The organism is Desulfonatronospira thiodismutans ASO3-1 (assembly GCF_000174435.1).
GTDB lineage: Bacteria > Desulfobacterota > Desulfovibrionia > Desulfovibrionales > Desulfonatronovibrionaceae > Desulfonatronospira > Desulfonatronospira thiodismutans.
Map to the genome: position 1 here is coordinate 601631 of NZ_ACJN02000003.1, position 25219 is coordinate 626849.

Annotated in this window: 28 protein-coding genes; 11 read left to right on the forward strand and 17 right to left on the reverse strand. The window is 51.5% G+C overall.

From position 1 onward, the window contains the following. Window positions 1-14: 14 nt before the first annotated feature. From DTHIO_RS20005 to DTHIO_RS20020, 4 genes are all read left to right on the forward strand, one after another. On the forward strand, window positions 15-1187 hold the full coding sequence (locus DTHIO_RS20005; RefSeq protein WP_008871039.1) for a thioredoxin fold domain-containing protein: 1173 nt from the start codon (window positions 15-17) through the stop codon (window positions 1185-1187). Between the two features lie 184 nt (window positions 1188-1371). Continuing rightward, window positions 1372-2037: a hypothetical protein gene (locus tag DTHIO_RS14650; RefSeq protein ID WP_008871040.1), complete on the forward strand. Its 666-nt coding sequence runs from the start codon at window positions 1372-1374 to the stop codon at window positions 2035-2037. 71 nt (window positions 2038-2108) lie between these two features. Then, window positions 2109-3434, forward strand: coding sequence for a (Fe-S)-binding protein (locus DTHIO_RS22810; protein ID WP_008871041.1), 1326 nt, complete (start codon window positions 2109-2111; stop codon window positions 3432-3434). A 2-nt stretch (window positions 3435-3436) separates the two neighbouring features. After that, on the forward strand, window positions 3437-3877 hold the full coding sequence (locus DTHIO_RS20020; RefSeq protein WP_008871042.1) for a cytochrome c3 family protein: 441 nt from the start codon (window positions 3437-3439) through the stop codon (window positions 3875-3877). A 261-nt stretch (window positions 3878-4138) separates the two neighbouring features. Here the strand turns inward: DTHIO_RS20020 and DTHIO_RS20620 are convergent, their stop codons facing one another. From DTHIO_RS20620 to DTHIO_RS14685, 5 genes are all read right to left on the reverse strand, one after another. Further along, window positions 4139-6343 carry a sigma 54-interacting transcriptional regulator gene (locus DTHIO_RS20620; protein WP_161598686.1) on the reverse strand — a complete coding sequence of 735 codons (2205 nt, stop codon included), beginning with the start codon at window positions 6341-6343 and terminating at the stop codon, window positions 4139-4141. Continuing rightward, window positions 6315-7271, reverse strand: a complete 957-nt coding sequence (locus DTHIO_RS14670) for a substrate-binding domain-containing protein (RefSeq protein WP_008871044.1) — start codon at window positions 7269-7271, stop codon at window positions 6315-6317. Before DTHIO_RS14670 ends, DTHIO_RS20620 begins: the two co-directional genes overlap by 29 nt. A 296-nt stretch (window positions 7272-7567) precedes the next feature. Then, window positions 7568-8059, reverse strand: a complete 492-nt coding sequence (locus tag DTHIO_RS14675; protein WP_008871045.1) for a hypothetical protein — start codon at window positions 8057-8059, stop codon at window positions 7568-7570. Between the two features lie 95 nt (window positions 8060-8154). Next, entirely contained in the window at window positions 8155-9015 is an 861-nt protein-coding gene (locus DTHIO_RS14680) for a phosphate ABC transporter substrate-binding protein (RefSeq protein WP_008871046.1), read from the reverse strand. 383 nt (window positions 9016-9398) lie between these two features. Continuing rightward, window positions 9399-9767, reverse strand: a complete 369-nt coding sequence (locus tag DTHIO_RS14685) for a response regulator (RefSeq protein WP_008871047.1) — start codon at window positions 9765-9767, stop codon at window positions 9399-9401. 507 nt (window positions 9768-10274) lie between these two features. Between DTHIO_RS14685 and DTHIO_RS14690 the strand changes: the two genes are divergently transcribed. The 4 genes from DTHIO_RS14690 to DTHIO_RS14705 all read left to right on the forward strand — a co-directional run bounded on the left by DTHIO_RS14690 (window position 10275) and on the right by DTHIO_RS14705 (window position 13929). Then, the gene (locus DTHIO_RS14690; protein WP_244156378.1) at window positions 10275-11132 is read left to right on the forward strand and encodes a universal stress protein; all 858 of its coding nucleotides are present in this window, start codon (window positions 10275-10277) and stop codon (window positions 11130-11132) included. Window positions 11133-11144: 12 nt separating this feature from the next. Further along, window positions 11145-12641 carry a BCCT family transporter gene (locus DTHIO_RS14695; RefSeq protein WP_008871049.1) on the forward strand — a complete coding sequence of 499 codons (1497 nt, stop codon included), beginning with the start codon at window positions 11145-11147 and terminating at the stop codon, window positions 12639-12641. Window positions 12642-13258: 617 nt separating this feature from the next. Beyond that, complete coding sequence (locus DTHIO_RS14700; protein ID WP_008871050.1) at window positions 13259-13507, forward strand: AbrB/MazE/SpoVT family DNA-binding domain-containing protein; 249 nt, start codon at window positions 13259-13261, stop codon at window positions 13505-13507. Next, entirely contained in the window at window positions 13507-13929 is a 423-nt protein-coding gene (locus DTHIO_RS14705; RefSeq protein ID WP_008871051.1) for a type II toxin-antitoxin system VapC family toxin, read from the forward strand. The genes DTHIO_RS14700 and DTHIO_RS14705 overlap by 1 nt, the downstream gene beginning before the upstream one ends. A gap of 281 nt (window positions 13930-14210) precedes the next feature. Here DTHIO_RS14705 and hgcB read toward each other — a convergent pair whose 3' ends face one another. The 8 genes from hgcB to DTHIO_RS14745 all read right to left on the reverse strand — a co-directional run bounded on the left by hgcB (window position 14211) and on the right by DTHIO_RS14745 (window position 19925). Further along, window positions 14211-14510, reverse strand: a complete 300-nt coding sequence (hgcB, locus tag DTHIO_RS14710; protein ID WP_008871052.1) for a mercury methylation ferredoxin HgcB — start codon at window positions 14508-14510, stop codon at window positions 14211-14213. Beyond that, window positions 14510-15655, reverse strand: coding sequence for a mercury methylation corrinoid protein HgcA (hgcA, locus tag DTHIO_RS14715; RefSeq protein ID WP_279614633.1), 1146 nt, complete (start codon window positions 15653-15655; stop codon window positions 14510-14512). Before hgcA ends, hgcB begins: the two co-directional genes overlap by 1 nt. Then, the gene (locus DTHIO_RS14720) at window positions 15538-15852 is read right to left on the reverse strand and encodes a hypothetical protein (protein WP_008871054.1); all 315 of its coding nucleotides are present in this window, start codon (window positions 15850-15852) and stop codon (window positions 15538-15540) included. The genes hgcA and DTHIO_RS14720 overlap by 118 nt, the downstream gene beginning before the upstream one ends. Window positions 15853-15999: 147 nt before the next feature. Continuing rightward, window positions 16000-16248, reverse strand: a complete 249-nt coding sequence (locus DTHIO_RS14725; protein ID WP_008871055.1) for a thioredoxin family protein — start codon at window positions 16246-16248, stop codon at window positions 16000-16002. Window positions 16249-16599: 351 nt separating this feature from the next. Next, the gene (locus tag DTHIO_RS14730) at window positions 16600-17643 is read right to left on the reverse strand and encodes a permease (RefSeq protein ID WP_008871056.1); all 1044 of its coding nucleotides are present in this window, start codon (window positions 17641-17643) and stop codon (window positions 16600-16602) included. 21 nt (window positions 17644-17664) lie between these two features. Further along, the gene (gene arsB / locus DTHIO_RS14735) at window positions 17665-18855 is read right to left on the reverse strand and encodes an ACR3 family arsenite efflux transporter (RefSeq protein WP_008871057.1); all 1191 of its coding nucleotides are present in this window, start codon (window positions 18853-18855) and stop codon (window positions 17665-17667) included. Window positions 18856-18904: 49 nt separating this feature from the next. Continuing rightward, entirely contained in the window at window positions 18905-19258 is a 354-nt protein-coding gene (locus DTHIO_RS14740) for an ArsR/SmtB family transcription factor (protein WP_008871058.1), read from the reverse strand. Between the two features lie 397 nt (window positions 19259-19655). Further along, window positions 19656-19925 (reverse strand): Nif11-like leader peptide family natural product precursor, encoded by a 270-nt coding sequence (locus DTHIO_RS14745; RefSeq protein WP_008871060.1) that lies wholly within the window; start codon window positions 19923-19925, stop codon window positions 19656-19658. Window positions 19926-20433: 508 nt separating this feature from the next. On the opposite strand from DTHIO_RS14745, the gene DTHIO_RS14750 reads away from it, so the two are divergent. From DTHIO_RS14750 to DTHIO_RS14765, 3 genes are all read left to right on the forward strand, one after another. Continuing rightward, window positions 20434-20658 (forward strand): twin-arginine translocation signal domain-containing protein, encoded by a 225-nt coding sequence (locus DTHIO_RS14750; protein ID WP_040418783.1) that lies wholly within the window; start codon window positions 20434-20436, stop codon window positions 20656-20658. Between the two features lie 78 nt (window positions 20659-20736). Further along, window positions 20737-21258, forward strand: coding sequence for a C-GCAxxG-C-C family (seleno)protein (locus tag DTHIO_RS14755; protein WP_040418786.1), 522 nt, complete (start codon window positions 20737-20739; stop codon window positions 21256-21258). Between the two features lie 338 nt (window positions 21259-21596). Beyond that, window positions 21597-22544 carry a LysR family transcriptional regulator gene (locus DTHIO_RS14765; RefSeq protein WP_008871062.1) on the forward strand — a complete coding sequence of 316 codons (948 nt, stop codon included), beginning with the start codon at window positions 21597-21599 and terminating at the stop codon, window positions 22542-22544. A 38-nt stretch (window positions 22545-22582) separates the two neighbouring features. Here DTHIO_RS14765 and DTHIO_RS14770 read toward each other — a convergent pair whose 3' ends face one another. The 4 genes from DTHIO_RS14770 to DTHIO_RS14785 are packed head-to-tail and all read right to left on the reverse strand — an operon-like array spanning window position 22583 to window position 25181. After that, the gene (locus DTHIO_RS14770; protein WP_008871063.1) at window positions 22583-22915 is read right to left on the reverse strand and encodes a hypothetical protein; all 333 of its coding nucleotides are present in this window, start codon (window positions 22913-22915) and stop codon (window positions 22583-22585) included. 29 nt (window positions 22916-22944) lie between these two features. Then, entirely contained in the window at window positions 22945-23433 is a 489-nt protein-coding gene (locus DTHIO_RS14775; RefSeq protein WP_008871064.1) for a MauE/DoxX family redox-associated membrane protein, read from the reverse strand. Next, window positions 23430-24608, reverse strand: a complete 1179-nt coding sequence (locus DTHIO_RS14780; protein ID WP_008871065.1) for a rhodanese-like domain-containing protein — start codon at window positions 24606-24608, stop codon at window positions 23430-23432. The genes DTHIO_RS14775 and DTHIO_RS14780 overlap by 4 nt, the downstream gene beginning before the upstream one ends. Before the next feature lie 15 nt (window positions 24609-24623). Beyond that, on the reverse strand, window positions 24624-25181 hold the full coding sequence (locus tag DTHIO_RS14785; RefSeq protein WP_008871066.1) for a TlpA family protein disulfide reductase: 558 nt from the start codon (window positions 25179-25181) through the stop codon (window positions 24624-24626). Window positions 25182-25219: the final 38 nt, after the last annotated feature.

Sequence of the window (25219 nt, forward strand, 5' to 3'; positions counted from 1 at the left end):
AGAGGAGAGCAGCCATGCAAAAAAAGGGTTCTCTGCTGAAAGGCCTGCTCCCAGGCCTGGCATTTCTGGCTGTAATCCTTTTTATGCCTTCAGGGGCCTTGGGCTCGGATTATGAAGTAATCACTTCCAGGACAGTTCCTGAACCAGATGCAGTTTTATCTGGAGAACTGGAAAAACCGGCCCTGGTAAACGTAGGCGTAGCAGCCTGTCCACCCTGTCGACGCATGGCCGGCGACCTTCTGGAACTGCAGGCAAACTATGATTCCATCTTTGAAACCCATTACTATGACATGCACAAACATTCCGGGATCACGGAAAAGCTGGATATCCGCATGGTCCCCACTCAGATTTTTTTGGACAAAGAAGGAGAGGAGCTTTACCGCCACGAAGGCTACCTTTCCAGAAAGCATATCCTGGAGACCTGGGCGGACCTTGGCTATGATGTACAGATAGTCGTGCCTTCACGTGGTGTGAGAGACTATTTGTCGCTGGACTATATTTTTTCCCGGCTCAGCCTGGCGGTACAGGGTGCTCCATTGACCGCCATGGCTGCAGCCTTTGTCTGGGGAATACTGAGTGTGATCCTGAGCCCCTGTCACCTGGCCAGTATCCCCCTGATTATCGGCTACATCAACCGCAGAAAGGTTGAAACCGCTGCCAGGGCTACAGTGTTATCCCTGATGTTTGCCCTGGGGATACTGATATGCATTATGGTTGTGGGTATAATCACTGCAATGGCGGGGCGGCTCCTTGGCGACTTAGGTTCATTGCCCTATTACCTGGTGGCGATAGTCCTGCTGCTTTTTGGTCTCAACCTGGCAGGACTGGTGCCGCTGCACTGGTCCCTGGTAGACAGACTTGTTCCAAAAAACAGCAGCAAGAAAGGGGCAGTATTCCTGGGACTTGTCATCGGCGTAGGCCTGGGGCCGTGCACTTTTGTTTTCATGGCTCCCATGCTGGGGCTGACTCTGTCCCTGGCATCGGCAGAGCAGGTTTTCGGTCTGCTGCTCCTGGGCATCTTTGCCCTGGCCCACTGCATGCTCCTGGTTGCAGCAGGAGCGTCACCAGGATTTCTCTATTTCTTCCTGCGCTGGAATGAGCTGTCCCCGGGCTCCTCTGTACTCCGGAAAACCTGCGGCGTGCTGCTGATACTGGGAGGCATATACCTGTTTTATTACGCCCTCTGACAACAACAAAGAAAAACAGGTATAAAGGAGGGCATACACTAAGGAGATCTCTCTGGATCGACCCTGACGTGCATTGCGTTTATCAAATTTTTACCTTTTTTTACATGATTTTCTCTGGACATGTCCGGAATAATATTCTACCAAAAAGGTGTGTTTTTATAAGAAGGTTAAACAAGGAGGTCTTATGGATTTTTACGCATTTGTGGAAGGTCCGCTGACGTGGATCGCCATCCTGGTCTTTCTGGTGGGGATAGTGGTCAAGGGTATCATGTATTACAACGCTTCCAAAAAAACGGATAAACTTATCCACAAGTATTTCAGCTGGAAATGGGTTTTTGCCACCTATGCCAAGTGGCTTCTGCCCAACAATGAAACCTTTAAAAAACAACCCCTGTACTGTCTGGCGGTTTATCTTTTTCATGTCTGCATCATACTGCTGCCCATATTTGCCTACCAGCATATCGTTATGTGGGAAATGTCCAGATTCGGTATTTCCTGGGCTTCCCTGCCGGCCGGACTGGCCAAGTGGATGACTCTGGCAGTGGTAATAATAGGGCTGGCATTGATGGTACGCCGCGCCATTCACCCGGATCTTAAACTTTTGAGCAGGCCTGCAGACTACCTGTTGCTTGTGGTAACCATTCTACCCTTTCTCACAGGTTATCTGGCAGCACATGCAACTTTGGGCACTACAGGCTTTCTGGCGGAAAACATGCAGCTTTTCCACATGCTTTCAGGACAGTTGATGCTTATCCTGATTCCCTTTACCAAGCTGTCTCACTCGGTACTGTTTTTCTTCTCCAGGGGTGCCACAGCTGTGGAATTCGGCAGAAGAGGCTACAGTATGTAGGTGCGAGGCCTGCCCGACAGTTTAACAGTTCAAGCGTTCAAGCAAGTCACAATATCTTAAGGAGGAGTAATATGTCTACACAGGTGAGCCGTCAGGAACTGGCGGATTTTCTAAAACCAAGGCTCAATGCCAGGTTTCAGACCTGGCTGCAGATCTGTGCCAATTGCGCATTGTGCGCCGACACATGCCATTTTTACTTAGCCGATAACCGCAACCCGGAAATGATCCCGGCCTACAAGGTGCGCTTTATAAACGAAATCCTGAAAGGCAAGGCCGAGATTAACGATGATTACCTCCAGAAAATGTACAGCACCCTGTTTCATGAGTGCAATATGTGCAGGAGATGCGCTCTTTACTGTCCATTCGGCATTGATGTCGGGATCATGGTGGCTCTGCAGCGAGCCATGCTGCATAATGTGGCCGGCATGAGACCGGCCGGGCTCATGGCGGCCATTGAGAGCTACAAGCAGTTCGGCAACCAGATGTCTTTGACCCAGGAAGACTGGGTGGACACCATTGAATGGACCATCGAGGAGCTGGAGGACGATTACCCGGCCCTGGAAATACCCATTGACAAGCAGAATGCCGAACTGCTCTACACTGTAAATGCCAGGGAGCCCAAATTTTATCCCCAGGACATCCAGGAAGCGGCCATAATATTCAACGCAGTCGGTGAAAGCTGGACCGTACCCAGTGCTGACGGCTGGGACGACACCAATCTGGCCATGTTCTGCGGAGATCTGGGAACAGCCAAGATGCTGGTGCAGAACACTTTTGCCCAGGCGGACAAGCTAAACGCCAAAAAGGTGGCCATATCCGAGTGAGGCCACGCCTATCGCGCGCTTCGGTACGAAGCGCAGGTCTGGATGGGGCATGAACCAAAACAGGAAGTGGTTCACGCTGTAGAACTTTATCATGACTACATTGCTTCAGGCAGGATCAAGCTAAAGGAAAAAGTCAAGGTGCCCACCACATTGCAGGACCCCTGCAATGTCATTCGCAGCGGAGGACTGGCGGAAAAAAATCAAAGGCTGGCGGAGATGCTCTCTGAAGACTTCCGCCCCATGGAGCACCAGGGCAACTACAACTTCTGCTGCGGCGGCGGAGGCGGGGCCATGCCCATGGGCGGTGAAATGCGCCCGCACCGTGTCAAGTGCGGCAAAATCAAGGCCGATCAGATCAGGGCCACAGGTGCTGAACTGGTCTTTGTACCCTGTCACAACTGTATCGACCAGATAAGAGACCTGAACAAGGAATATGATCTGGGCATCAAGGCGGTGCATTTCAAGGAAGTAATCGCCCACAACATGGTCATTCCGGAGCACATGCTGTCTAAGGATGATCAGGGGCAGGAATCCGCAGTCCAGGAAGAACCGGAAACCGAGGAGGTGGGATAATCATGTTCAAAAAAATCAATTATCCCTGGAAAATCTTTGCAGGAGGAGTCCTGGCTGTTGCACTCATGCTGGCACCGCATTTCATCAGCGCCCAGATGCCCGAGTATCTCATTGACAATGAAGACGTATACACCAGCAAGAAAAAGCCCTCGGTCCTGTTCGACCACGACCTGCACATGGCTGTAGCTGACTGCATGGATTGTCATCATCACTACAAGGACGGAGAAAATGTCCTGGAGCACCATGACCTGTATGAGGGGGCCGAAGGGGTCATGTGCAGGGACTGCCATGCTGAACCCGGCACCAGGTTCCAGGAGGACCACGACCCCACGGAAAAGGATCTGGAACAGGCCTATCATGCCCAGTGCATCACCTGTCACCGGGACATGGCCGGTGAAGACGCCACTGGACCCAGGACCTGCATGGGCTGTCACCAGGAATAAATAAAGCTGCCGGTTTTCATCCGGAAATAGAAAGTTTCCGGATGAAAACCGGATCAAGCCCCGATTTTGACCAGTGAAAAGTAAAGCGCAGTAAACCAGGCTTATTCCACGAACCTGAGCGGTAAAGGAAGGGATCTCAACAACCACCCCCGACCTTAAGAGGTATGGAAGTATGGGGGTATGGGTGTCAGCAGGGCGACTTAAACTCTGTTATGCAGGATGTCATTCTGGATTGCTGTCATAATGATTTTAATCACTGCCTTATGAAGTAGAGCTGTCCATTATGCCGTGTTTTTTAAGCTTGGCATACAGGGTGCTGCGGCCTATGCCCAGACGCTCTGCGGCCATTTTCTTGTTCCATCCGCAGGCCTCCAGGGTTTCCAGAAGAAGGTTCTTCTCCTGATCTTCAATGGTTTTACGCCTGGCCGGCCTGGCTCCCTGCAGTTTGTCGGGAAGATCCTCCAGGGCTATGGTTTCGCCCTTGCACAGGACTACGGCCTGCTCCATGACATTTTCCAGCTCGCGCACGTTCCCTGGCCATGAATAGTCCAGAAGAGCCCGCATGGCTGATGAGCTTATCTCATTGATCCTCTTGTCCTGCACTGCTGCAAAGCGTTCCAGGAAATGCCTGGCCAGAAGAGCCGTATCGTTGCCTCTCTCTCGCAGGGGGGGCAGGTTGATGGGCACCACATCCAGGCGATAGTAAAGATCCTCCCGGAAGCGCCCGGCCTTGACCTCTTCCAGAAGATCCTTGTTGGTGGCGGCCAGGATACGCACATCAACCTCAATACTCTTCTCCCCGCCCAGGCGCTCGAACTTCTGTGTCTGCAACACCCGCAAAAGCTTTACCTGGGCCGAAAGATCAACCTCGGCTATTTCGTCCAGAAAAACGGTCCCTCCCCTGGCCTGTTCGAAACGGCCCGGTCGCTGCCTGATGGCTCCGGTAAAGGCCCCTTTTTCATGTCCGAAAAGCTCACTCTCCAGAAGTGTGGCAGGATATGCTGAACAGTTGATGACCACAAAAGGGTTGTCCCTGCGGGAGCTGCGGGCATGAATCGCCTTGGCCACCAGCTCCTTTCCCGTACCTGATTCTCCTTGAATGAGCACTGTAACATCCGTAGGGGCCACGTCCTGGATTAGCCTGTAAATAGTCTGCATCCGGTAATCCCGGCCAATCATTCCTTCAAAGCCTGCAGACTCGGATACCCCCTGCTTGAGCTTTTTGATCTCTTCCTGGTGCAGTATTGCCCTGCGGATGGTGCCTGAAGCATGGGACAAAACCAGGCTTATCAGTTCCATGGAATCAGAGTCGCATTTGCATTTGCTGGAGCATGAGGCAAGCATAGCTCCGCACAGGATATCTTCATAGTAAAGAGGCACTACAACCTGCTTCTCTCCCAGAACGAAACCCTCAGGCAGGGGCAGCGATTCAAAGACCCGGCCGTCGATTGTCTCCACTCCCTGCAGGTTCTGCAGAGCGGCGTCAATACTCTGGGCGGTCTGCCTGTCGCTTACCGGGTATGTCCCCTTTTCCGTAATCACAAACAAGACATCCCGGTCCGGACCAAAAACCAGAATCAGGTTCGAAGGACAATGAATAATTTTCTTGATGCGGCGCATGAGATATCCGCCTATCTCATCCATATCGCTTAGGGCGGATACATTTCTGGCCACCTCACAGGTGGTCTGCATCCTCCTGTGGGCGTGTTCCAGGGCTTCGGCCTGCTCCTCGAGCCTGGTGGTATACTCCTGAATCCTGGAGGTCATCCGCCTGAAGGCATCAGACAGGGCCTGAATCTCTTTTTGACCCTGTACATTAAACTGCACATCCATTTTTTTTCCCGGCTCCACTTCCCCGGCGGCCTTTACCAGTGCAGCCAGGGGCCTGGTGATCCTGCTTATGAGCACCAGGCCGATAAAAAGGGCCGGTACAAGTATCACCAGGGCCAAAGAAAAAATGCCCTGCCACAGTTGAGCCACCTGCATACTCAGGTGCTCCTCGGAAAAACCCAGCCTGAGAACACCGGCACGGCCCTCAAACATGGGAACAGCCAGATCCAGGTATTTGTCTCCCTCTTTAGACATGATCTTCTTCAGACTGGATGTATGCTTGTCCAGGGGCTGGTTGGCATCGATAAGCTCTCTGGGGACCCCGTTTCCCTGGAACACTGCGGCCAGAATCTTGTCCTGGCGCTGTACAAAGAGATAGCTCACCTGTGGAGTGGTCTGCTTGTAGCGCTCCAGTCTTCTCTGCAGACTGACCAGATCGTTGGTCAAAACAAAATCGGTGCTCTCTTCTCCTAAAGTGTGCCCCAGATTCACCGCCTGGGCTTCCAGGAGCTCTTCCTGGCTCCTGGCGTAGTGGTGCGAGGCCAGCAGGGCCACTGCCAGAATGCTGAGCATAACCAGGCCGGCTATAGTCAGGATAAGGGTGCCCTTAAGGCTTAGCTGCATCTTGGTCTTCACAGGTCTTCAAGGTCTTGTAGATATCCCGGATAGAATCGTACCAATGATCTTCAGCGGCGACAAACTTCTCGATCATGAGCGACGAGAGTATTTCTTTACCTTTGTCGTCCTGGTGCATACTGAGCAACACTTCTTTAAGCCTCTGGGCCTTGTCTTGAGATATGCCCGGAGAGGCCACTATGGGAGGTATCCCGAAGGGACGGGATTTTTTGATAATCCTGGTATTCTCGGTGATCTCGCTGCCGCTTTTATGAAAGTAATCCCAGATAAGATGATCCACTGCAGCTCCGTCCACCAGGTTTTTGGAAACGGCCAGGATGGAATTGTCATGGCTGTAGGTATAAATAATATCCTCAAAATATTCTTCGGGTTCAAAACCCATTTCATGCAGCCAGTAAAGGGGAACCATGCGCCCGGTATTGGAGTCTGGATCGGTAAAGGCAAAAGTTTTACCCTGCAGATCTTCCAGGCTTTCATACGGGCTGTTTTCATGAACTATGAGATAGGAATAATAGTGCCGGCTGCCGTCCACCACCGGAGCAGCCAGGAGATTGAACCCATGCTTCTCCCTGCCGCGCACGAAAGGTCCGGAACAGATAAAGGCCAGATCAATTTCGTTTTTGCCCAGAAGCTCATTGACCTCTTCATAGGTCTTGCGCTGCACGAACTCCAGGTCCATGTCCATTTCCCGGCTCAAGTAGACCAGAATCTCCCTGTAGGACTCAAAAGTCTCCCGCGGTGAAATCATGGCCCCCACCGCCGCCTTGAGCCTGGGCCTGTCCGAATAGCCGGGCTGCTCCTCATCCACTTCCACGGTATCTGAAAAATCAACCGTTACGTACTCGTCATCATTACTGCCGCAGCCCCAGAGTGTCATCAAGGACAGCAAAGCAACACAAAAAAACACCCTGCGAATTGTATATCCCATACGTTAAACTCTTAGGAAATAAGGAATAATAACCTATACGTTGTCTTATTGTTCCCACGCTCTGCGTGGGAACAATCTTCGGACGCTCCGCGTCCAAAATGACCGCAGGAGCGGTCGAACCCCACTCTATTGTGAAATATGCCCTGGAAAAAACTCCGGCTGAATAACAACATGTTTTTACATTCCGGTCAAGGCGGATCAATGGCAATGCTGACCATTTGTTTCAATTTGCTGTTCAGCATTTGGACATGAATAATCCTGCTGACACGCTCCCAGGTCTGCAACCCACAGCCCGTCTACAGGTCCTGAAAACATGGCAGGCATCCCTCGCCGGTGACAGTAGCCACAATGCCGCGCAGCTTGTTGTCAATAAACGCATGACTTTCTTCCATTTCCATAAGCCTGGCCCGTCCGGGTTCCAGTCGATTTTCCAAAAACAGGGTTATAATGGACACCAGGCTGGCATAAAAGTCCTGATAAGCCTCTTCCAGGCCTTCAGCTTCCGGAAATGTATCTGTGAGGCTGTCTATAAGATCAAAAACTTCTAAAGACTGATTGGAGGCCTGGATCAAAAAATCCTCATCCTGTGCAAGTATACCGTTTTGAACTGACTGCCTGACCGCCTTGACCTTGCGCTCCAGGTCCAGAAACATGCCCATTTGGGCTTCGGTTAGCTCAAGGGTCTCCTCCTCTTTTTCCCAGTTGAAAATATCGGTGTACTGCAGCGCCAGCACCGCCAGGCCAGCTCCCAGCAATATGAGAACCGGGGCCATGATTTTCATCTTCATAATGCAACTCCTTGACAGCTTTCATCCGACATTCTTGCTTGCCGGATGCTGAACCTATAAATTACTTTTGAAATGATACCCTCTTGTTTCCTTTCTTACTGCGATTCCTTTACTGGAATATACCCGAGATCACGCACAGCTTCCTGACCTGTGCGCCCCAGACAAAAATCCAGAAAACCCTGCACCAGATCTTTGTTTTCTTCTTTATAAACCAGGTTAAGCTCCCTGCTGATGGGATAATCTCCAGCGACTATGCTGTCACGGTCCATGGAATAACCTTCAAGCTCCAGAATTTTGACAGGCATACCTTTATCCCGCAGATACTCGGAGGCGCCCAGGGACATATATCCCACCCCTCCGGGCATTCCAGCCACCAGGGTCACCCCGTCAAGATTGGAAGCGATTTCGTAGGCGGATTCATCCACCCGCCCATTCTCACCGTCTTCAGGATTGTCTGGATGATGTATCCCTGTATATTTTTCGAACAGATCAAGAGTAGAGCGGCCCATTTCCTTTGTAACCAGCACCACGCTGCGCTCCCAGTTCGTCAGTTCATTCCAGTTTTTTGTCTCCCCGCGAAAAAGCCTGACAGCAGTATCGCGGTCTATACTCTCAACAGGATTGCGTTTATTCACAATGAAAACCAGGGCGTCTTTGCCTATGGTCACGTATTCCAGCTCTTTTTTTTCTTCCGGCGTCAAAGCCCTGGATACAGCCCCAAGAGGTCCATGCCCCTGAAGAACATGTTCAATTCCTCTGCTGCTGCCGCCTCCCTGGATCTGAACTGTCTGCCCGCTTTTGTGCTGATAATCGTCAGCCAGAACTTCAAGCACCGGCTGAATGGTGGTCGCCCCGGCAATGTTCAGCACATTCTGCTCAGCACTGTCTGAGGGCGCTGCCGAACAAAACAGAAATCCAAGAGCAAAAAACCCCATTATCATTACCTTAAACTGCATCTTCAACACCTCATTTTTAAGTTGTATTATCATGGCCAGGACAGAAGAAAGCTCTCGTGCAACACTCTGGATTTATAGCTTTTTTCAATCATCAAATGTCTATGTGTGCTCACGCTGTAACCCTTTGAATCCATGAAGCATTCCTCTTCCACTGTTAACACTACAGCGAAACTTATAAAAGAGTATGGTATTTCAATTGGGGACAGGCACCCCCGCACTTATTTTTCTGAAGGATGATTAACAGGTTTTAAAAATAAGTGCGGGGAGAGCCAGTCCCCGGAGGTCAATCATAAGTTTCGCTGTAGTGTTAACAGTGAACCGATAACTCTTAACTCTCCAGCCATGGCGGATAAATGCACAAGCTGACCGGATTCTTGAACATCTCAGCCGTCCTGAAGGTCGAAAAGGCTGTGCAGGCAGTACTGCAATTCTCTGCTATGAGCAGGCTTGCCCAGTACAGCAAATATGTCCGAGCGCATGGATTCCTTTAGTTCAGGATGATATCTTTTGGAGGAAAGTCCTATAATCCAGGCCTGACCGGTCATTTTACGCAACCAGTAAATAGAATTGTTGCTCACACAGGGCAGATCCAGATCAAGAAAGACAATTGAGTACTCTCCCTTGGTTTCAGGCTCCTTTAGCTCTTGCATGCTGCTGATTTTTGTCACCTGAACCCCGTAATCCACCAGCATGTTCTGTACTTGCTCATCATGATCCTCTGTGGATATAAACAGGACTTGGCTTGTGGTCATACTTTACAACTCCTGAAGATTATGCCTCTAACAACCTGACACCGGCATAAGATGACCCCCGGGCAGAGATTTCACTGCACTCAGCGGTCAGGCCTCCTTGATCTACTGCCTGTGAACCTCTCTGGATAATAAGCCTTTGCTGCAGAGCTTTTTTTTGCACCTTGCAACGACCTTTTCCACACCTGTACCAAGGCAATTTCTGTTCCAGTACAGGCACCCATTCAATACGTAAGTCTATACCTGGTAACAAATTGAAATATATGTTTTTATTGCAGGCAACCCTGAAGTTCTCTCCTGCTGCAAAAACTTAAATGCAGATATTGTGTACAGAAACAATACACCATGTCTGGCCAAAACCGAACAGTAAAACGCCGGCCGGTACCTGCCCCCTGAATGGTTACGACAAAATTATCATCTTGAATTTCAGCACGTTCTTATTTAATAAAGGGGCAGTAACCGCATGTAATCATTGCTTCTGGTGAGCTGAAAAAAAACAAATACACCCGCGTGGCGGAGATTCAGGAGACCGGAGTGCTGCAAAGGGCCGCAGTCAAAATAAGTCTTAAGGAACCCCGAAAGAGACTTATGCACATGTTCGAGTTTCTGGGAAACTTCGGGACCAAGGATGTTCACCTTATCCACGCGGCTCCCAAAATCACTTCCCAGCAGCGCAGCGACATTGAAGAACAGTTGGAAAAAACCGCCAAAGACGCCACCAACTTCGGTTTCAACGTTTACACGCATATCCGCCGCGGACATGTTCCCACCACTATAATCGAGACGGCTCAGGAGAAAAAAGCCGACTTCATCGCCATTTACTGGACACCCAAGTCCCTTTTCCGCAACGCCCTGCTGGGCAATATCGACTCGGACATACTCCGCCTGAGCAATCTCCCTGTGTTTATCTACAATCACGGTCTATTCAAGTCTTCGGTCAACCTGGAGCAGGTCCTGTACGCCACTGACTGCAAACATACAGACGCTGCAGTTCTGCCTTACCTGGTGGACCGCAGATTCACGGCAAGCAGGCTCTTCATCCTTCATGTGGGGGAAAGGGCCCCTGACCCGGTCACTGAAGAAAAACGCAGAAAGAATGTGCTGGACAGCCTCAATGCCCTGGCCATCGAGTGCTCACATGCCTATAATGAGGTTCAGCCTCTAGAGACACTCGGCCAGGTAAGCAAGCAGATAGTCAAGCAGGCGGCAACGCTGGATGTTGATCTCATTGTCGCAGGCAAGTCGGACAAATCAGGCACAGTAAGCCAGATGCTGGGTTCCACTGCGGAAATACTTCCCCACAAGGCCGGGCGTAGCATTTTCATAATACCCGATGCCTGCAGACTGCCTGCATGCAAAAACTACTAAGGACCCAGAGCCATGACTCTCAAAAACAATATAGTGTTTGTAATATCTCTGCTGGCCATTCTCGTGGTGATCCTGGCAGGTATTTTTTCAGCCGATGCTCTGGACAGATGGTCTGCCTGGCTGCATGGTGAAATCATCAGCAATTTCGGCTGGTTTTATTTAATTGCCACCTTTGTGTTTCTGGTTTTCAGCCTGTACATGGCCCTTAGCAAATACGGCCATATCAAACTGGGCATGGACCATGAAAAACCCAGGTTTTCCTATTTCGGATGGGCAAGCATGCTCTTTGCCGCAGGCATGGGCATCGGGCTGATATTCTGGAGCGTGGCCGAGCCCATGAGCCACTACATGAGCCCGCCTGGATTTATTGAGCCAAACACTCCCGAGGCGGCCAGGTTCGCCATGCTGCACAGCTTTTTCCACTGGGGCGTGCATCCCTGGGCTGTATACATTGTCATGAGCCTGTGTATAGCCTATTTTTCCTTCAGGCGGGGGATGCCCCCGCTCATCTCCAGCTGCTTTTACCCTCTCATCGGCGACAGGATAAACGGTTTTGCAGGATACTTAATCGATATCCTTGCAGTATTTGCCACGGTTTTCGGCATTGTGACCTCCCTGGGCCTGGGAGCCATGCAGATCAACAGCGGCCTGGCCTCGATACTTCCCTTTGAGGCCGATATCTTCAGCACCCTGATCATCATCGGCATTATTACGGTCATCTTCATGGGTTCCAGCATGGCCGGGCTGGACAAAGGCATGCAGATAATGAGCAAGGGCAATGTCATGCTGGCTGTGCTGCTGCTTGCAATCATGCTCGTGCTGGGTCCCACCAACATGATCCTGAATATCTTTATCAGCACGACTTCCGACTACATCACCGCCCTTTTCAATATAAGCCTTACCGCCAACCCTTTCATAGGCCTGGAATGGACTCAGGACTGGACTCTTTTCTACTGGGCCTGGTGGATATCCTGGTCTCCATTCGTGGGCCTGTTTATAGCCAGCATATCCCGGGGACGGACCATCCGCGAGTTTATAACCGGAGCCCTTCTTATACCCACCGGGCTTACCTTTGTCTGGTTCAGCGTGTTCGGCGGGACCGCCTTCAGCCTGGAACTGGGCAATAATGCAGGTATAGCCGCTGCTGTAGCCCATGACGTTTCCACCGGGCTTTTTCAGTTATATGCGTTTTACCCCCTGAGCGAAATCCTCACCCTCATCACCATACTGCTCCTGGTGATATTCTTCGTGACCTCGGCGGATGCAGCCACCTTTGTGCTCAGCCTCATGACTTCCAGGGGCATGGCCGATCCCCCTACAGGCAAGAAAATCATCTGGGGGTTGACCGTTTCGGTAACTGCAGCCATACTGCTCCTGGCCGGAGGCCTGGAAGGACTGCAGCGCATGGCCATTGCAGCGGCCCTGCCCTTTTCCGCCATCATGCTTCTCATGTGCGCCTGCCTGCTCAAAGGTCTGCGCTATGAATTCCGGTATGAGAGAAAGGTTTAATAATCCAACAGACCCGGTCATTGTTAACCTGCAGTAACTACTCACCATCTGATAAAATTGATCAGTCTAAACGTACCGCTGATATCCAGGGTCCGGGGGCTTTGCAAACTGGGTCCCGCACTTACTTTTTCTACGTCTGCCCAGTTTTCAAATCAATATTTGCCAAAAAGTAAGTGCGGGATCTGAACGACGTAGGAAGCGTTAATCAAAACCGTAAAACACCGAATTTGATTTGAAGAATGTTATAGAAGTTATTCCAGTTTAAAAACTCGTGTACAGGTTTTGATTTATGCTTCCTTGGAGCTCGCCCTGTTAAACACCGCATAGCGGTCCTGCTTCGCAGGGTTTAACAGGGTGGATTTTTACGTCCTGTTTGCAAAGTCCCCGGGCCCTGATGAATAGTTACAACCTGGATATCAAAAACAACCTGGCCTCTAAATTTCGAGCCGGATAGTTCCACCTCGTTGCATTCACCCAATGGACATGCGTGTTGTCCTTGTTGTTGCAGGCGTATGTACTGATTTTGCCAACCATCGCTTCAAAATGCACGTGCCGCTTGACATGAGTTTTACCTGGCTATAATGTATACTCACGGATATACATAAGGGAGGCAAATCATGAAACTGCAAATATCCAAATGGGGCAACAGCCTGGCGGTTCGTTTACCGGTGGAGTGCACCCGCTCCGCCGGCTTACAGGAGGGAGATATCGTCGAGGCCAGCATTACCCCAGCTGGCGCCATCACTCTTATACCTGAAAGGAACTTCGATAAGGCGGCCTTTCTGGAGCGTATTGCCAGGCTGCACGCCAGCATGCATATGACTGAGCCGGTGGTGGAAAACATGCGCCAGGAGGAACGTTACTGATGGTATATGTGGACACCAGCGCCATCGTCGCGCTGCTGACACTCGAACCGAAAACAGAGCAGGTTATCTCCTGGTATGCCAGGCTGCATGACATGCCTGCCGGCTCTGACTGGCTGTTGACTGAATTTTCCAGTGCTGTATCAATCAAGTTGCGCACCGGCCGGATTAACGAGGCAACCGCAAAGCTGGTACGCAAGGAATTTGATTCACTGGTGGATGGCGGACTGCGTATTGTGCCGGTCAGCCGTAATGCCTACAGACAGGCCGCGGCCATGATCAGACGACGTGAAAGCGGGCTGCGATCCGGTGATGCCTTGCATCTTGCTGTCGCTCTGGAACTCGGCGCAAGCCACATGGCGACCCTGGACTGTACGCTGGCAGCCAACGCAAAAAACCATGGACTGGAGTTGGTGGAAATTTGACAGGACGAACCTGCTACTCGTCGGTTCTTTGCTCCGGAGTCGGGCAGCAGGGGGCCATAAATTCATCCAGTGTAATTCCGGGCTTTTTTTCTTTTTCCTTGGCAGACTGCCAAGGCGGACTCCAGGCTCAGGTCTGCCCCTGGGTTATGGTTTGTGTTTCCTTGTTTTGCTCTTGACTCATTACAAAACCTCCAGAATAATCAAAGCTTAGATTCAATGCCTGAGCATTGCATTCATGGTGTTAAAAAAATGAAGTGACCAGTAAAAAATTTTTCGACGTCTCAGGTGCAGCAGGAATCCCGGCGGAAAAAACGTCTCAGAACCGGCATGCCCGCAAGCCAGCTGTTGAGGATGGCTTGGGCGCAGCCCACCCCCGGCCTGACTTTTATGGCTCCGGCCGGACAATTCAGAGCGCAGGCCCCGCACTCCATGCAACCGCCCGGGTCCAAAAGTACAGCCTTTTGCTCACCCACATCAAACACCCTGTGGGGACAAACCTGAACACAGCTCCCGCACCCCATACAGAGCCCTGGATCATACTCCAGTGTAAGCACATCTTCCAGATACCTGAAATCCTGCATTATGCACCTCCTGCCAAGGGACCAAGCCAGCCTGATCCCAGCCAAAGTCCGACCGCAACCAGAATAAGAGCGCCCTGTACCGGCATATACCGGCGCATCTCCCGGTCCACGCCGGAAAGGGAAGTAAAGGTGGTGGACCCGGTATAATGCATGGCAAACCAGGAGGTAAAAGCCATGCAGGCCGCAGTTGCAGCCAGGCCCTGCAAAAATCCTCCAGGGACAGCCACTGCCAGGACAAACCCTGTAAGGGCTCCCGCCAGAAGCCCCTTGGCCGCGAATGCCCGGAAATACAGCTGCCTTAAAAACACCGGGACCAGAAAGACACCGCCTATAAAACCGGTCCACACCACTGCCCATGCTCCAAGCCCGGACAGTGCCGTGCCCTGCAGGCTGAATCCCCCGGGCCCAAGGGCAGCCAGTAGCATACACGCCAGCAGGGCCCAGAGCATGAACCTGCGCGCTCCGTAAACTTCCACCAGGGCCACCAGCAAACGCTGCCCCAGGGGAAATTTTATCCGGCGTAAATCATCAGCAGCCTGCATTTTATTGTCCAGATAGTACGGCAGATCCCTGATTTCCACCGGACCGAACAATGCCTTGAAGCCGCAGAGTCCTCTGATCTTGTGCCCGGCCACCCCTGGAGCAGCCAGCTGGGGTAGCACCAGTGTCCTGTGGTTTACCACCTGTTCAAGTCCGGCATTTTTCACCTGCCGGGCCACTTCCCCGGCGTTGAAGCTCTGCTTGCCTGCGGCGCACCAGACATTTATTCCGTATGTCTCCACCACCAGCAACCAGCAGGAAAGACCTGCAAGTTCCCGGCGCAGGATATCAAAGGTAAGTTTGTAATTGCAGGTAACCAGGACCGGGCTTTGCCCGTCAGGATCACCCAGGGCATACAGCCCGGGAGCCATACGGTAATGATCCCGTCCAGGGCCGAGGCGAGCCAGGGCAGCTTTAATCCGGTCCTGGAGACTCAGACGAGGTGACACCCTGGGCACCAGTCCGGCCGGGGTGGACATCCAGCCGGTTACAAAGGGCCAGGCTCTAAGTCCGGCCCGTTCCCCTGCCGCCTCCGGCGGCAGTTCATTGCGGGGTCCTCAGCATATCTCCTCCCCGGCAGAGTCATAATCTGGAGAAGCTTGAATCTGCAGACCTCCGGCAAATGGTTGCTGGACACCCCCCTCTTGAAAGCCCCGGACCTTTTCAGGCTGGTCACCAGCATCCTCCGGGCAACACGGCGTCCTTTCCAGGGTGCGCTCCAAGGCTTGACTGCCTGCTTCCTCGCCGAATCCGGCAGGATTAGTCCGGCCTCAAGCCTCACCACTTTGCCTGGAGTGCTCATCCAGAAAGCCTGCTCTACATTCCATTCTGTTATCCTGCATAGTATTTATTGTCATTTTTACGGCGAACCCGTCTTATGGTTTTAAGACATAGCCACCAGATCCTACTGTGTTTCCATCCGGAAAGTCTTTTTTTCCGGATGTTAAAACTACTGTGCGGCTTCTGTGGTCAGTATCTGAGTTATTTCCGCCTTGGTGGGCACCTTGCCCGAAACCTTTACCTTGCCGTTTACTATCATCCCCGGAGTGGTCATGATGCCCGTCTGGACTATTTCTGAAAAGTCGGTGATCTTGCTCACCTGCGCATCCATGCCCATCTCGGCAACAACTTCATTTACCAAATCCTCCAGCTGCTTGCATTTGGCGCAACCAGGGCCTGCAACCTTGATTTCCATCATATTTTCCTCCTTTTTGTCAGCTTGTACCTACTTATCGCCTGATGAAACTGACCAATCTAAGCTCATCGCCTGATATTTAGGGTCAGGGGGCTTTGCAAACTGGGTCCCGCACTTACTTTTTCTACGTCTGCCCAGTTTTCAAATCAATATTTGCCAAAAAGTAAGTGCGGGATCTGAACGACGTAGGAAGCGTTAATCAAAACCGTAATACACCGAACTTGATTCAAAGTATGTTACAGGAAATATCCTGGCTATCAAACCCGTGTGTAGGTTTTGATTTACGCTTCCTTGGAGTGAGTCTTTACGTCCTGTTTGCAAAGCCCCCGGACCCTGATGAATAGTTGCATCAGCTTAAAATATATACAAATATATGCTGCCGGCCACAAAAGCCATGAGTACGGACAGCAGAGCATAGTTGATCACCAGGCGTCTGCCCACTAAGGAGGCCACCCCCAGCATGGAGGGAATGGAGGCCATGGGCGCGGCTATGAGAAAAGCCAGGGCAGCAGCCGGGGCCATTCCCAGGTCCAGAAGCGCCCGGATGAGAAATATCTCCACCAGGGTCGGTGTATACAGAGGTACTCCAAGCACGGCTGATAGCCCCACTCCGGTTATGCCGGTCAGGTACTGGGCCACTATTGCCGGTGGCAGAAAAGCGTCCACGTAACTGACCACCAGAAGCCCCAGGGCAAGATAAGGAACGACCTTTTTCAAAAGATCACCGGCTTCATACAGAGCGTTGCTGCTCTTCCGGGCAAAGCTTTCCCTGTACTCCTGATAATCCTCCCGGGCCTGGACCGCCATCCCGGCAAAGCGCTCCTCCACCGCCTTTGCGGCCCTGGTCATAGATACCAGGTAACCCACGAGTATGGCCGCGAAAAAGGCAAAAACCACTCTGGCCACGGCAATCTCTAAGGAAATTATGTCAATGGTGGTTATTATGGCAATAAAATTGGCTGCCGGGGCCATCAACAGAAAGGTCACCGCAGGCCCCACACCTGCACCGGCAACAACCAGCCCTCCAAAGATGGGGATCATTGCGCATGAACATACGGTCATGGCCGGAGCCAGCAGGGCCGCCAGGACATACGATGAAAAGTTTTTGCTGGTCAGGTACTTTTTCATCTTCTCTTTGGGCACAAAGGCCGCGATCACCCCGCCCAGCATAAAGGCGAAAAGAAGCGTACCCCAGGCCCTGGTGGCGTAGTTCAGAATATAAACATACGGTATCTCCCACAGTGTATAATCCTGCAGTTCTCCATAGTCATATACCGGAAACAGGTTATCGCCTGTTACCGTTTTATAGACCACGGTAAACATTCCAAACAATAAAAGAAACCAGGGCAGAAAAACTGTCTTGAATCCATCTGATAAAGTCTGTCTATCCAGGCTCATAGCCAGCTGCCTCGCTTTAAATTACTTCTTTGTGGATATGGATGGATAAACCCTCTCGCCCACAGCGCATGTACCTTGACCCCCGTAGCCTGCGTCCTGGGTCTGCAGTCCGTCATCCCGGACCACCCCGCCGAAATACTTTCTCAGAAAATACAGGCTGACATGCACCAGGCCGATGAGCACCGGCACTTCAACCAATGGGCCGACAACCGTGGCAAAAGCTATGGGCGAGGCAATGCCGAAAACGGCAATGGCTACGGCAATGGCCAGCTCAAAATTGTTGCCCGAGGCGGTAAAGGCCAGTGTGGTGCTGCGGCTGTAGTCGGCTCCAAGCCTGGAGGCCATGAAAAAACTGATGAGAAACATGAAAACAAAATAACACGTCAGGGGAATAGCGATCCAGAGCACGTCAAAGGGTCTATGCACAATCTGCTCTCCCTGCATGCTGAACATGACCACAATGGTGAAAAGCAGGGCAATGAGGGTTATGGGGGCGATTTTTGGCACAAATACATTGTCGTACCAGTCATGTCCCTTGATGGGCAGAAGAATCACCCGGCTTAGAATTCCGGCGCCGAAGGGGATGCCCAGATAGATCATGACACTGGCGAAAATCTCACCAATGGTCACGTCCACCACCATGCCCTCCATTCCGAATAGTGGAGGCAGGACTGTGATGAAAACCCAGGCGTACAAACCGAAAGCTATAATCTGAAAAACACTGTTCAGGGCCACAAGCCCGGCTGCGTATTCACTGTTGCCCCTGGCCAGGGTGTTCCAGACCAGGACCATGGCAATGCATCTGGCAATACCCACCAGGATCAGCCCCACCATATAGTAACCCCAGCGCTCGTCAGGTCCGAAAATAGCCGGGGCTATATAACCGAAAAACCCCACAGCCAGAGTAAACATGAGTATCGGACCCACAATCCAGTTCTGAAGAAGAGACAGTCCCAGAATTTTAAAATCCGAAAAAACCCGGGGCATGAGCTCGTATTTCACCTTGGCCAGGGGCGGATACATCATTAGTATCAGGCCGAAGGCTATAAGCAGGTTGGTGTGCTCGCCCACAGTCAGGGCTTCGTTGAAGGTTTCCACCGGACCCTTGAATAAAAACCCGGTCAATACTCCTACAACCATGGCCGTAAAAATCCAGACCGTCAAAAAACGGTCCAGAACGGACATCTCTTTACTGACCTTGATTTCAGCCATTTTCTTTCCTCTTGGTTTCAAAGTTGATCAGTACCCGGATCCTGCCCGATCATCTACCTCTTTTACTGCATAGTTCTTCCACGGACATGGACAGGATGAATTTGAGTGTGAGCTTGTCCTTTTCCATTTCCCGGGAATACATAAGCTCCTCTTCTAACCACTGCCTGAGCCTCCCGGGAAAATCATCCGCCAGCCGGTAATACACCCAGCGGCTGTCCTTGCGGGATGTCACTAAGCCTGCATTCTGGATGACGCTTATATGCCGCGAAACCGTGGCCGTGGACAGCCCCAGAAGCTCGGTAATCTGGCAGACGCACAACTCCGGCTGCCTGAGAAGAGCCGCGATAATGCGCAAACGATTGCCGTCCGCCAGGGCTTTGGTCTGTTTCAGAAATTTATCCATAAGTTGATATTTGCACAATAAGCTAAATGACTGAATGAAAATTACAACCTGAAAAAGCGCCTGTCAAGTTTTCGAAAGTATTTGATTCTGGCTAAGGGGAAAATTGAAATCTGAAACGGGGTAACCATTCAGGGGGGTGCCGTAATCGGCCTGGGGACAGTCCCCGCAAGACCTTGCCTTCACAATCACAAAACTATAAGCGCAAAATTCCGTGATCCTGCCACAGACCTACACAGCGAGGGACAGTCCCCAGGCCTTGTGCCAGTAATCAACACCGAGGGCCCCCCTGAATGGTTACGAAACGGGCATTGCGAGGGACCTTACGGCAGTGCACAATGCCCGGATTTTGGAGGAGTTATTGGCAGTTTTTTGATTGCAGCTTTTTAAATTGACTTCTTTAAGCTGGGACAGCATGGCTATCAACTTTTTTGCCATGGCCTTGACTCCTGGCATAAAGGGACTGCACCAGCATCTCCAGCATCCTGTCATGCACTCCGTCGCAAGGCTGCTCCATTACCATCCTGGCCTCATCCGGGGTAAAATCATACCCCTTTTCCCGGGCAATATCCATTATTTCCATGGAATCCCGGCACCTGGCCAGCCTTGAATGCAGACCCGTGTCTTTCTGAACCAGTTCCAGAAATGCCTTTGCGGACTGAATAGACATGTCACACCTCCTTTGTTTTGCCAGGCCTTGCAGATAGTTTTCATCCGGAAACGGTTCTTTTTCCTTTTGGCGGCGTCACTCTGCACAATTATTCGTCACCGTATTAAGATACGCCTCCTCATAATTGCTTGATTTCCTTGCCAAAAGAAAAAAATCCTCGTTTCCGGAAAGAAAACCAATGGCTTCGACATCCGGAAAGAAAGACTTTCCGGATGGAAACCAGATAGCGTCCTGGATTCATACAGATTACCCCCGATCATATTCAGTGGCTATAAATAAAAGTTTTTCCATGGCTTTGTTTCATGGTCGGCATGTAGGGTGTAAAAAGCTTGGATTGTGATATTAAGCACTTTTATACACCCATAAGTTTTTTTAATTTGACCCTCACGTATAGGGTATCTAATTAAATAATAAACAACAATCTTTGGTTGGCCAGATCATAAGCTCATTTTTTTCGAAACGGCATAAAAAATTTGCAACCGGAAAACCCAATAAGGAGGAAGGTATTATGCAAGGCCAAGGAACACAAAATTCCAGGAGAAGTTTTTTAAAGGGCATGGGCACCACCATGGCCGGGGTGGCTGTTGCCGGAACCATGGGTTTCGCCAGCCATTCCCTGCTGGGAGCCGGCCAGGCCAGCGCAGCCCTTTCCGGTGATTTCCCCTACAAAAAGCTGGATAAGGACATTGCCGCGGAAATGGCCTTCAAGGCCTACATGGAAAAAGGGGGCTGAGGACCTGGAGCAGCCGACGGTCTGTTCGGCTATCTGGCCCAGGAAGTAGGCGAGCCCTACACCCATTTCCCCATTTCCATGTTCTGGGTCTTTTCATCCGGGGTACGCACCGGCTGGGCCTCCATCTGTGGAGCCCTGGTACCGCCCCTGGCACTTATCGGGGCCATGCCCGTGGACAACCAGATCAAAGGCAAGCTGTGCGATGAACTCATGGCCTGGTACATGAAGTTTCCCTTCCCCGAATACCAGCCCGCAGGCATGGACCTGCCTAAAGTACCCGTGGACTCCAGCCTGTGTCACGTCTCTGTGACCAAGTGGATGAAGGAAGCAGGCGTAGCCCGCGGCTCAGAGGAAAGAAAACACAGATGCGGCGGCCTGACTTCGGATTGTGTGATAAAAACTGTGGAGATGCTCAATAAGCTGGCTGATGAAGGCGCTTTTGAAGTGACCAGCAAGCCTCACGAATCAGTGGAAAGCTGTATGCGCTGCCACGACAACATGCAGCCCTACACCCACGGCAAGGAAAACTGCAACGCCTGTCACGCCATGGAACCGGTAAGCATTGATGAATGCGAACAGCATGTGGACTGGCTCAGATAAACTTAAACTGAATTATTGCCCCCTTCTAAACCTGAAACATCAAAAAGCACATCCTGGAGGTCCGGCAAGACAAACACTGGACCTCCAAAATTTCAAAGCGGCTGCACGTCAGCTTTTCTGCTGCTGAACATGCTGCGTACAGATCAAGACAATTCTCTTGACTGCCTCCTCTGCGTCCAGCGCGGACCGGATGATTTTTCCTCCATCCCTCCGGGAAATGATGCCGGTCCGCGCGAAACGCAGGTATTCCTGTAAAACCGGGATTCTTTTTTATGGACACAGGGCTTCAGGGCTGCTATACAAAAGGTTGCAACCAAACCCCGGAAAAAGGGGGGACAATGGAACTCAACCTTTATGCCTTGAAGACCTTCAAGGAAGTGGTGGATCAGAAGAGTTTTTCCAAGACCGCAGCCAGACTGTACCTGACTCAACCCGCTGTAAGCCTCCAGATCCAGGCCCTGGAAAACTATTTTCAAGCACCCCTTCTGATAAGGGAAAAAGGCAGGATAAAACTCACCCAGGAAGGCGGGACTGTTTACGAATACGCCGTCAAACTGGAAACACTGCAGGCAGAACTGTTTCAGAGCATGGACCGGCATGCAGACAGGCTCATGGCCACACTGCGCCTGGGCACCTGCTTTATTGCCGGGGAATACCTCTTTCCGGACATCCTCAAGTCCCTTCAGAACAAATACCCTGATACGCGGGTGGCCCTGAGCGTCCTCAAATGCGAAAAAATCTTTCAGGGACTTTTAAACGGTATTTTTGATCTGGGGATTACCGGAGTAGACCCCCGGAACAAAGGCCTGCAGTCCAAAGAGATAGGCCGCGCCCCCCTTGTTTTGTTCAAGAGTCCCAACCAGGGAACAGACTCAGGACCGGTCTCAGTAAAGGATCTTCTGGAAACCCCCGTGGTCTTAAGAGAGGAAGGGGCAGGAATTCACAAGGAATTTACAGACTTTTTAAGGACCCAGCGCCTGACGCTGAAGCACTTCAAGCATGTGTGCCTTTCTGAGAGCAACCAGGCCATAAAATCAATGGTCAAGGCGGGCATGGGTTTCTCCCTTATGCCCGAATTCATGGTCCGCCAGGAACTGCAGGATAAAGAAGTTATCCCCATGGAACTTGAAGAAGGCGGTCTGGAGCAGGGATTTTACATGGTTTACCGCAAGCAGGAAGGCCTACCGGAAATCATGTACAACCTTATAGATTATATCGCCCTGAAGATAAACAAAAACATCACCCCTGCAGGCCGGGAACCCTTAATAGAAGAAGACCGGGCTTAATGCCCGCCTTGCAGTTCGCCCGCACACGACCCTGCTGATCATGGGCCGGTCTTTTCAAATACATAAGTGCCGGCCTCTGGCAGTTCTATTACAAATCCACTGTCACTCAATTCCCCGATTATGACCCCGCCGGTTTCCGTATGCAGCCAGATCTCGCCTTCCCGGACACTCCAGCGAAAACTCACAGAATCCCTGGGGGTTTCCCATGTGCCTTTCCTGTCCTCCTGGAGTTCAATGGTGGAGCCAGCATCCGGACCGTTCTCTGATACCTCCTGGTATACACCCGGGACTTCCGGGGCCTCAGAACAGCCCATAATCAAGACCCCGCCCATCAGAATTACTGCCAGGACAAATATGCATGTTTTGGCCATGACACGCCTTCCTTGCTTTATTGTACTGTTTATATCCTGCGCAACAGGGCCAGGAACCTGTTTTCCAGGTGGAACATACGGTCAAAGTAATAAATGTGCACGATCATGCCCAGCCAGATGACATCGCGGAGTACTGTATGCCAGCCGATAAGCTCATCCGAGGTGCTGAAGCATCCGCAGCTTATGGGCGTATCCTGAATTACATTTATCACCAGGGCCACTGTAAACATGACCATCATGCCTCCGATGATGACCGTCACAGCCTTGGCCCGGAATCCGATTATAAGCATGAGCCCGCAGATGAGCTCCAGCCAGGGCATGGTCACAGCCAGAAAATTCACAGCCCAGTAAGGCACAAGCTGGTAGTTGGCGATGGTCTCGGCGAACTCCACGGCATAATTGATCTTGTACAGGCTGGCGTAGACAAAAAGCCCCCCGATATAAAGCCTGAAGATAAAGGCCAGCTCCTTACTGGTGAGTAGCCGCAGCATGAAGTTGTAAACAGTCTTTGTGCTCATGGCGCTACGGGCATCCCTTTAGCTTTCCATTCACCAAGCCCGCCGGGCATGACCAGAACCCTTTCATGTCCTCGCTCTTCAAGCTCAAAAGCCACTGTTTCATCATACCGCCTGCTGATGTTTCGGCCGTAGACTATGATCTTCTTTTCCGGATCCAGCTGGGCAAAGTGCATCATGTATATGAAATCGAAAAGATTTGAGGGCAGGTTGACCGCGTCCCGGATCTTTTCCTGCTCAAAAAACTGGTTGGGCCTGGCATCGACAAATACGGCCCCGTCCTGTTCATAAATTTCTGCCGCCCTGTCAGTGTCTATCATTTCCGGTTCAGGCAGGGACCATGTGGCCGGAGTCAGGGATACTCCTCCCGGGCTGGTGGTGTTGTAGAGCAGGCTTATGATCAGAGTAACAGCGACAATGAAAACGAAATCCCAGGCACTGACCCTTTCCAGGCGGGCGGCTTCGCTGTGAATGAGCCCGTGCAGTCTGTCCCTGGTTCTTTGCAGGATGCTTATGGTTTCATGGCTTTTTTGCAGCTCTTCTATGGTCTGACTAAGCTCCTGGTTCTTGCTCATCAGGTCGGCATTGAGCCTGTGGATTTCCTCCCTTGAGCGCACCATCTGCAGCGAATCCATGAGCACCTGGCTCAACTGCAGCAGAAAATCCCTGTCAAGGTCAAAATAAATCGACCCGTCCAGCTTGGGTCCCAGCACCAGGTATCCGAAACACCCCGAATCCAGGTTCCAGCGCACGATAAAACAGGAATCCTCAGGCCAGGGCAGGCGGCTGTCCCGGGCTGCCTCATGCTCATTAGTGCTGATTACCAGAATCTGCTTGGGCAGAAGTTCATTGTCCCTGTCATCCCGGGCAAGATGCTGCTGCGCCTGCACAAAAGCATCTTCACGCAGCCTCTGCACCCTGAAATCATTAAATCCCCGGTAATGCAGGGCGCTCTCCTCCTGCTCATCAAATACAAGCAAAAGGGCCTTGTCAGTACCCACCGCTCCCATGCACATAAGCAGGAACTGCTCTGCAATCTCACCCCTGTCTTCCAGAAAAAAAAGCTCGCGCAGGTATTCGTTGAGAAGGCGCAGCTGATAGGCCTGGTATTCCCTCTCCCGCAACTCCTTGTCCCTTTCCGGGACTGCGCTTCTTTCTGCATCAGAGTTTTGCACCATAATTTGCTCCAGGCATCATTTTACAAGCTCTCTGAGCTTGCCCATCATCTCCCGGGTATCCGGCATGACTCCGCCGTGGGCATAAACCACTTTGCCCTCACGGTTGACCATTATGGTATAGGGAGTGTCCAGAGAACCTATCTTGCCGGGCAGGATGTACTCATGATCCCCCAGGATGGGATAGGGCGTTTCCCAGGCCTGGTACAGGTGCTCAACCTCCCCGGGGGAGGCTTCCGGTGCCAGGGTGAATATGTACATACTCTCAGCCAGAGAAGTATTGTCCTGGATGCGGTTGAAAAGACGGTTGAATTCCGGGGCCTGCTCGTGACAGACCGGGCAGTATACATCCACTACCTTGAACAGGACATATTCCCGGTCAAGGTTGTCCAGGGAAAATGGCTCCATTTTTTCAAGACCCAGCTGCTCAGCTGCCTCTTGAGTGGCAGGAGCAGGAAATGTAACCCCTTCCAGGCTGTCTCCCTCCTGCACCGAAGCCTTTGACCCCGGAGGTAAAAACAGAAAAGCGACCATTGCCACGAAAAATACGGTAATGAACTTCATGTTGCTGATCATGGATACTCCTTCTACGTAACTACTTTTCAGTCAATAAT

Coding starts and splice junctions, on each gene's coding strand:
- DTHIO_RS20005 (WP_008871039.1), top strand. CDS start 15: ATGCAAAAAAAGGGTTCTCTGCTGAAAGGCCTGCTCCCAGGCCTGGCA.
- DTHIO_RS14650 (WP_008871040.1), top strand. CDS start 1,372: ATGGATTTTTACGCATTTGTGGAAGGTCCGCTGACGTGGATCGCCATC.
- DTHIO_RS20020 (WP_008871042.1), top strand. CDS start 3,437: ATGTTCAAAAAAATCAATTATCCCTGGAAAATCTTTGCAGGAGGAGTC.
- DTHIO_RS14670 (WP_008871044.1), bottom strand. CDS start 7,271: ATGGGATATACAATTCGCAGGGTGTTTTTTTGTGTTGCTTTGCTGTCC.
- DTHIO_RS14675 (WP_008871045.1), bottom strand. CDS start 8,059: ATGAAGATGAAAATCATGGCCCCGGTTCTCATATTGCTGGGAGCTGGC.
- DTHIO_RS14680 (WP_008871046.1), bottom strand. CDS start 9,015: ATGCAGTTTAAGGTAATGATAATGGGGTTTTTTGCTCTTGGATTTCTG.
- DTHIO_RS14685 (WP_008871047.1), bottom strand. CDS start 9,767: ATGACCACAAGCCAAGTCCTGTTTATATCCACAGAGGATCATGATGAG.
- DTHIO_RS14695 (WP_008871049.1), top strand. CDS start 11,145: ATGACTCTCAAAAACAATATAGTGTTTGTAATATCTCTGCTGGCCATT.
- DTHIO_RS14700 (WP_008871050.1), top strand. CDS start 13,259: ATGAAACTGCAAATATCCAAATGGGGCAACAGCCTGGCGGTTCGTTTA.
- DTHIO_RS14705 (WP_008871051.1), top strand. CDS start 13,507: ATGGTATATGTGGACACCAGCGCCATCGTCGCGCTGCTGACACTCGAA.
- hgcB (WP_008871052.1), bottom strand. CDS start 14,510: ATGCAGGATTTCAGGTATCTGGAAGATGTGCTTACACTGGAGTATGAT.
- DTHIO_RS14720 (WP_008871054.1), bottom strand. CDS start 15,852: ATGAGCACTCCAGGCAAAGTGGTGAGGCTTGAGGCCGGACTAATCCTG.
- DTHIO_RS14725 (WP_008871055.1), bottom strand. CDS start 16,248: ATGATGGAAATCAAGGTTGCAGGCCCTGGTTGCGCCAAATGCAAGCAG.
- DTHIO_RS14730 (WP_008871056.1), bottom strand. CDS start 17,643: ATGAGCCTGGATAGACAGACTTTATCAGATGGATTCAAGACAGTTTTT.
- arsB (WP_008871057.1), bottom strand. CDS start 18,855: ATGGCTGAAATCAAGGTCAGTAAAGAGATGTCCGTTCTGGACCGTTTT.
- DTHIO_RS14740 (WP_008871058.1), bottom strand. CDS start 19,258: ATGGATAAATTTCTGAAACAGACCAAAGCCCTGGCGGACGGCAATCGT.
- DTHIO_RS14745 (WP_008871060.1), bottom strand. CDS start 19,925: ATGTCTATTCAGTCCGCAAAGGCATTTCTGGAACTGGTTCAGAAAGAC.
- DTHIO_RS14750 (WP_040418783.1), top strand. CDS start 20,434: ATGCAAGGCCAAGGAACACAAAATTCCAGGAGAAGTTTTTTAAAGGGC.
- DTHIO_RS14755 (WP_040418786.1), top strand. CDS start 20,737: ATGTTCTGGGTCTTTTCATCCGGGGTACGCACCGGCTGGGCCTCCATC.
- DTHIO_RS14765 (WP_008871062.1), top strand. CDS start 21,597: ATGGAACTCAACCTTTATGCCTTGAAGACCTTCAAGGAAGTGGTGGAT.
- DTHIO_RS14770 (WP_008871063.1), bottom strand. CDS start 22,915: ATGGCCAAAACATGCATATTTGTCCTGGCAGTAATTCTGATGGGCGGG.
- DTHIO_RS14775 (WP_008871064.1), bottom strand. CDS start 23,433: ATGAGCACAAAGACTGTTTACAACTTCATGCTGCGGCTACTCACCAGT.
- DTHIO_RS14780 (WP_008871065.1), bottom strand. CDS start 24,608: ATGGTGCAAAACTCTGATGCAGAAAGAAGCGCAGTCCCGGAAAGGGAC.
- DTHIO_RS14785 (WP_008871066.1), bottom strand. CDS start 25,181: ATGATCAGCAACATGAAGTTCATTACCGTATTTTTCGTGGCAATGGTC.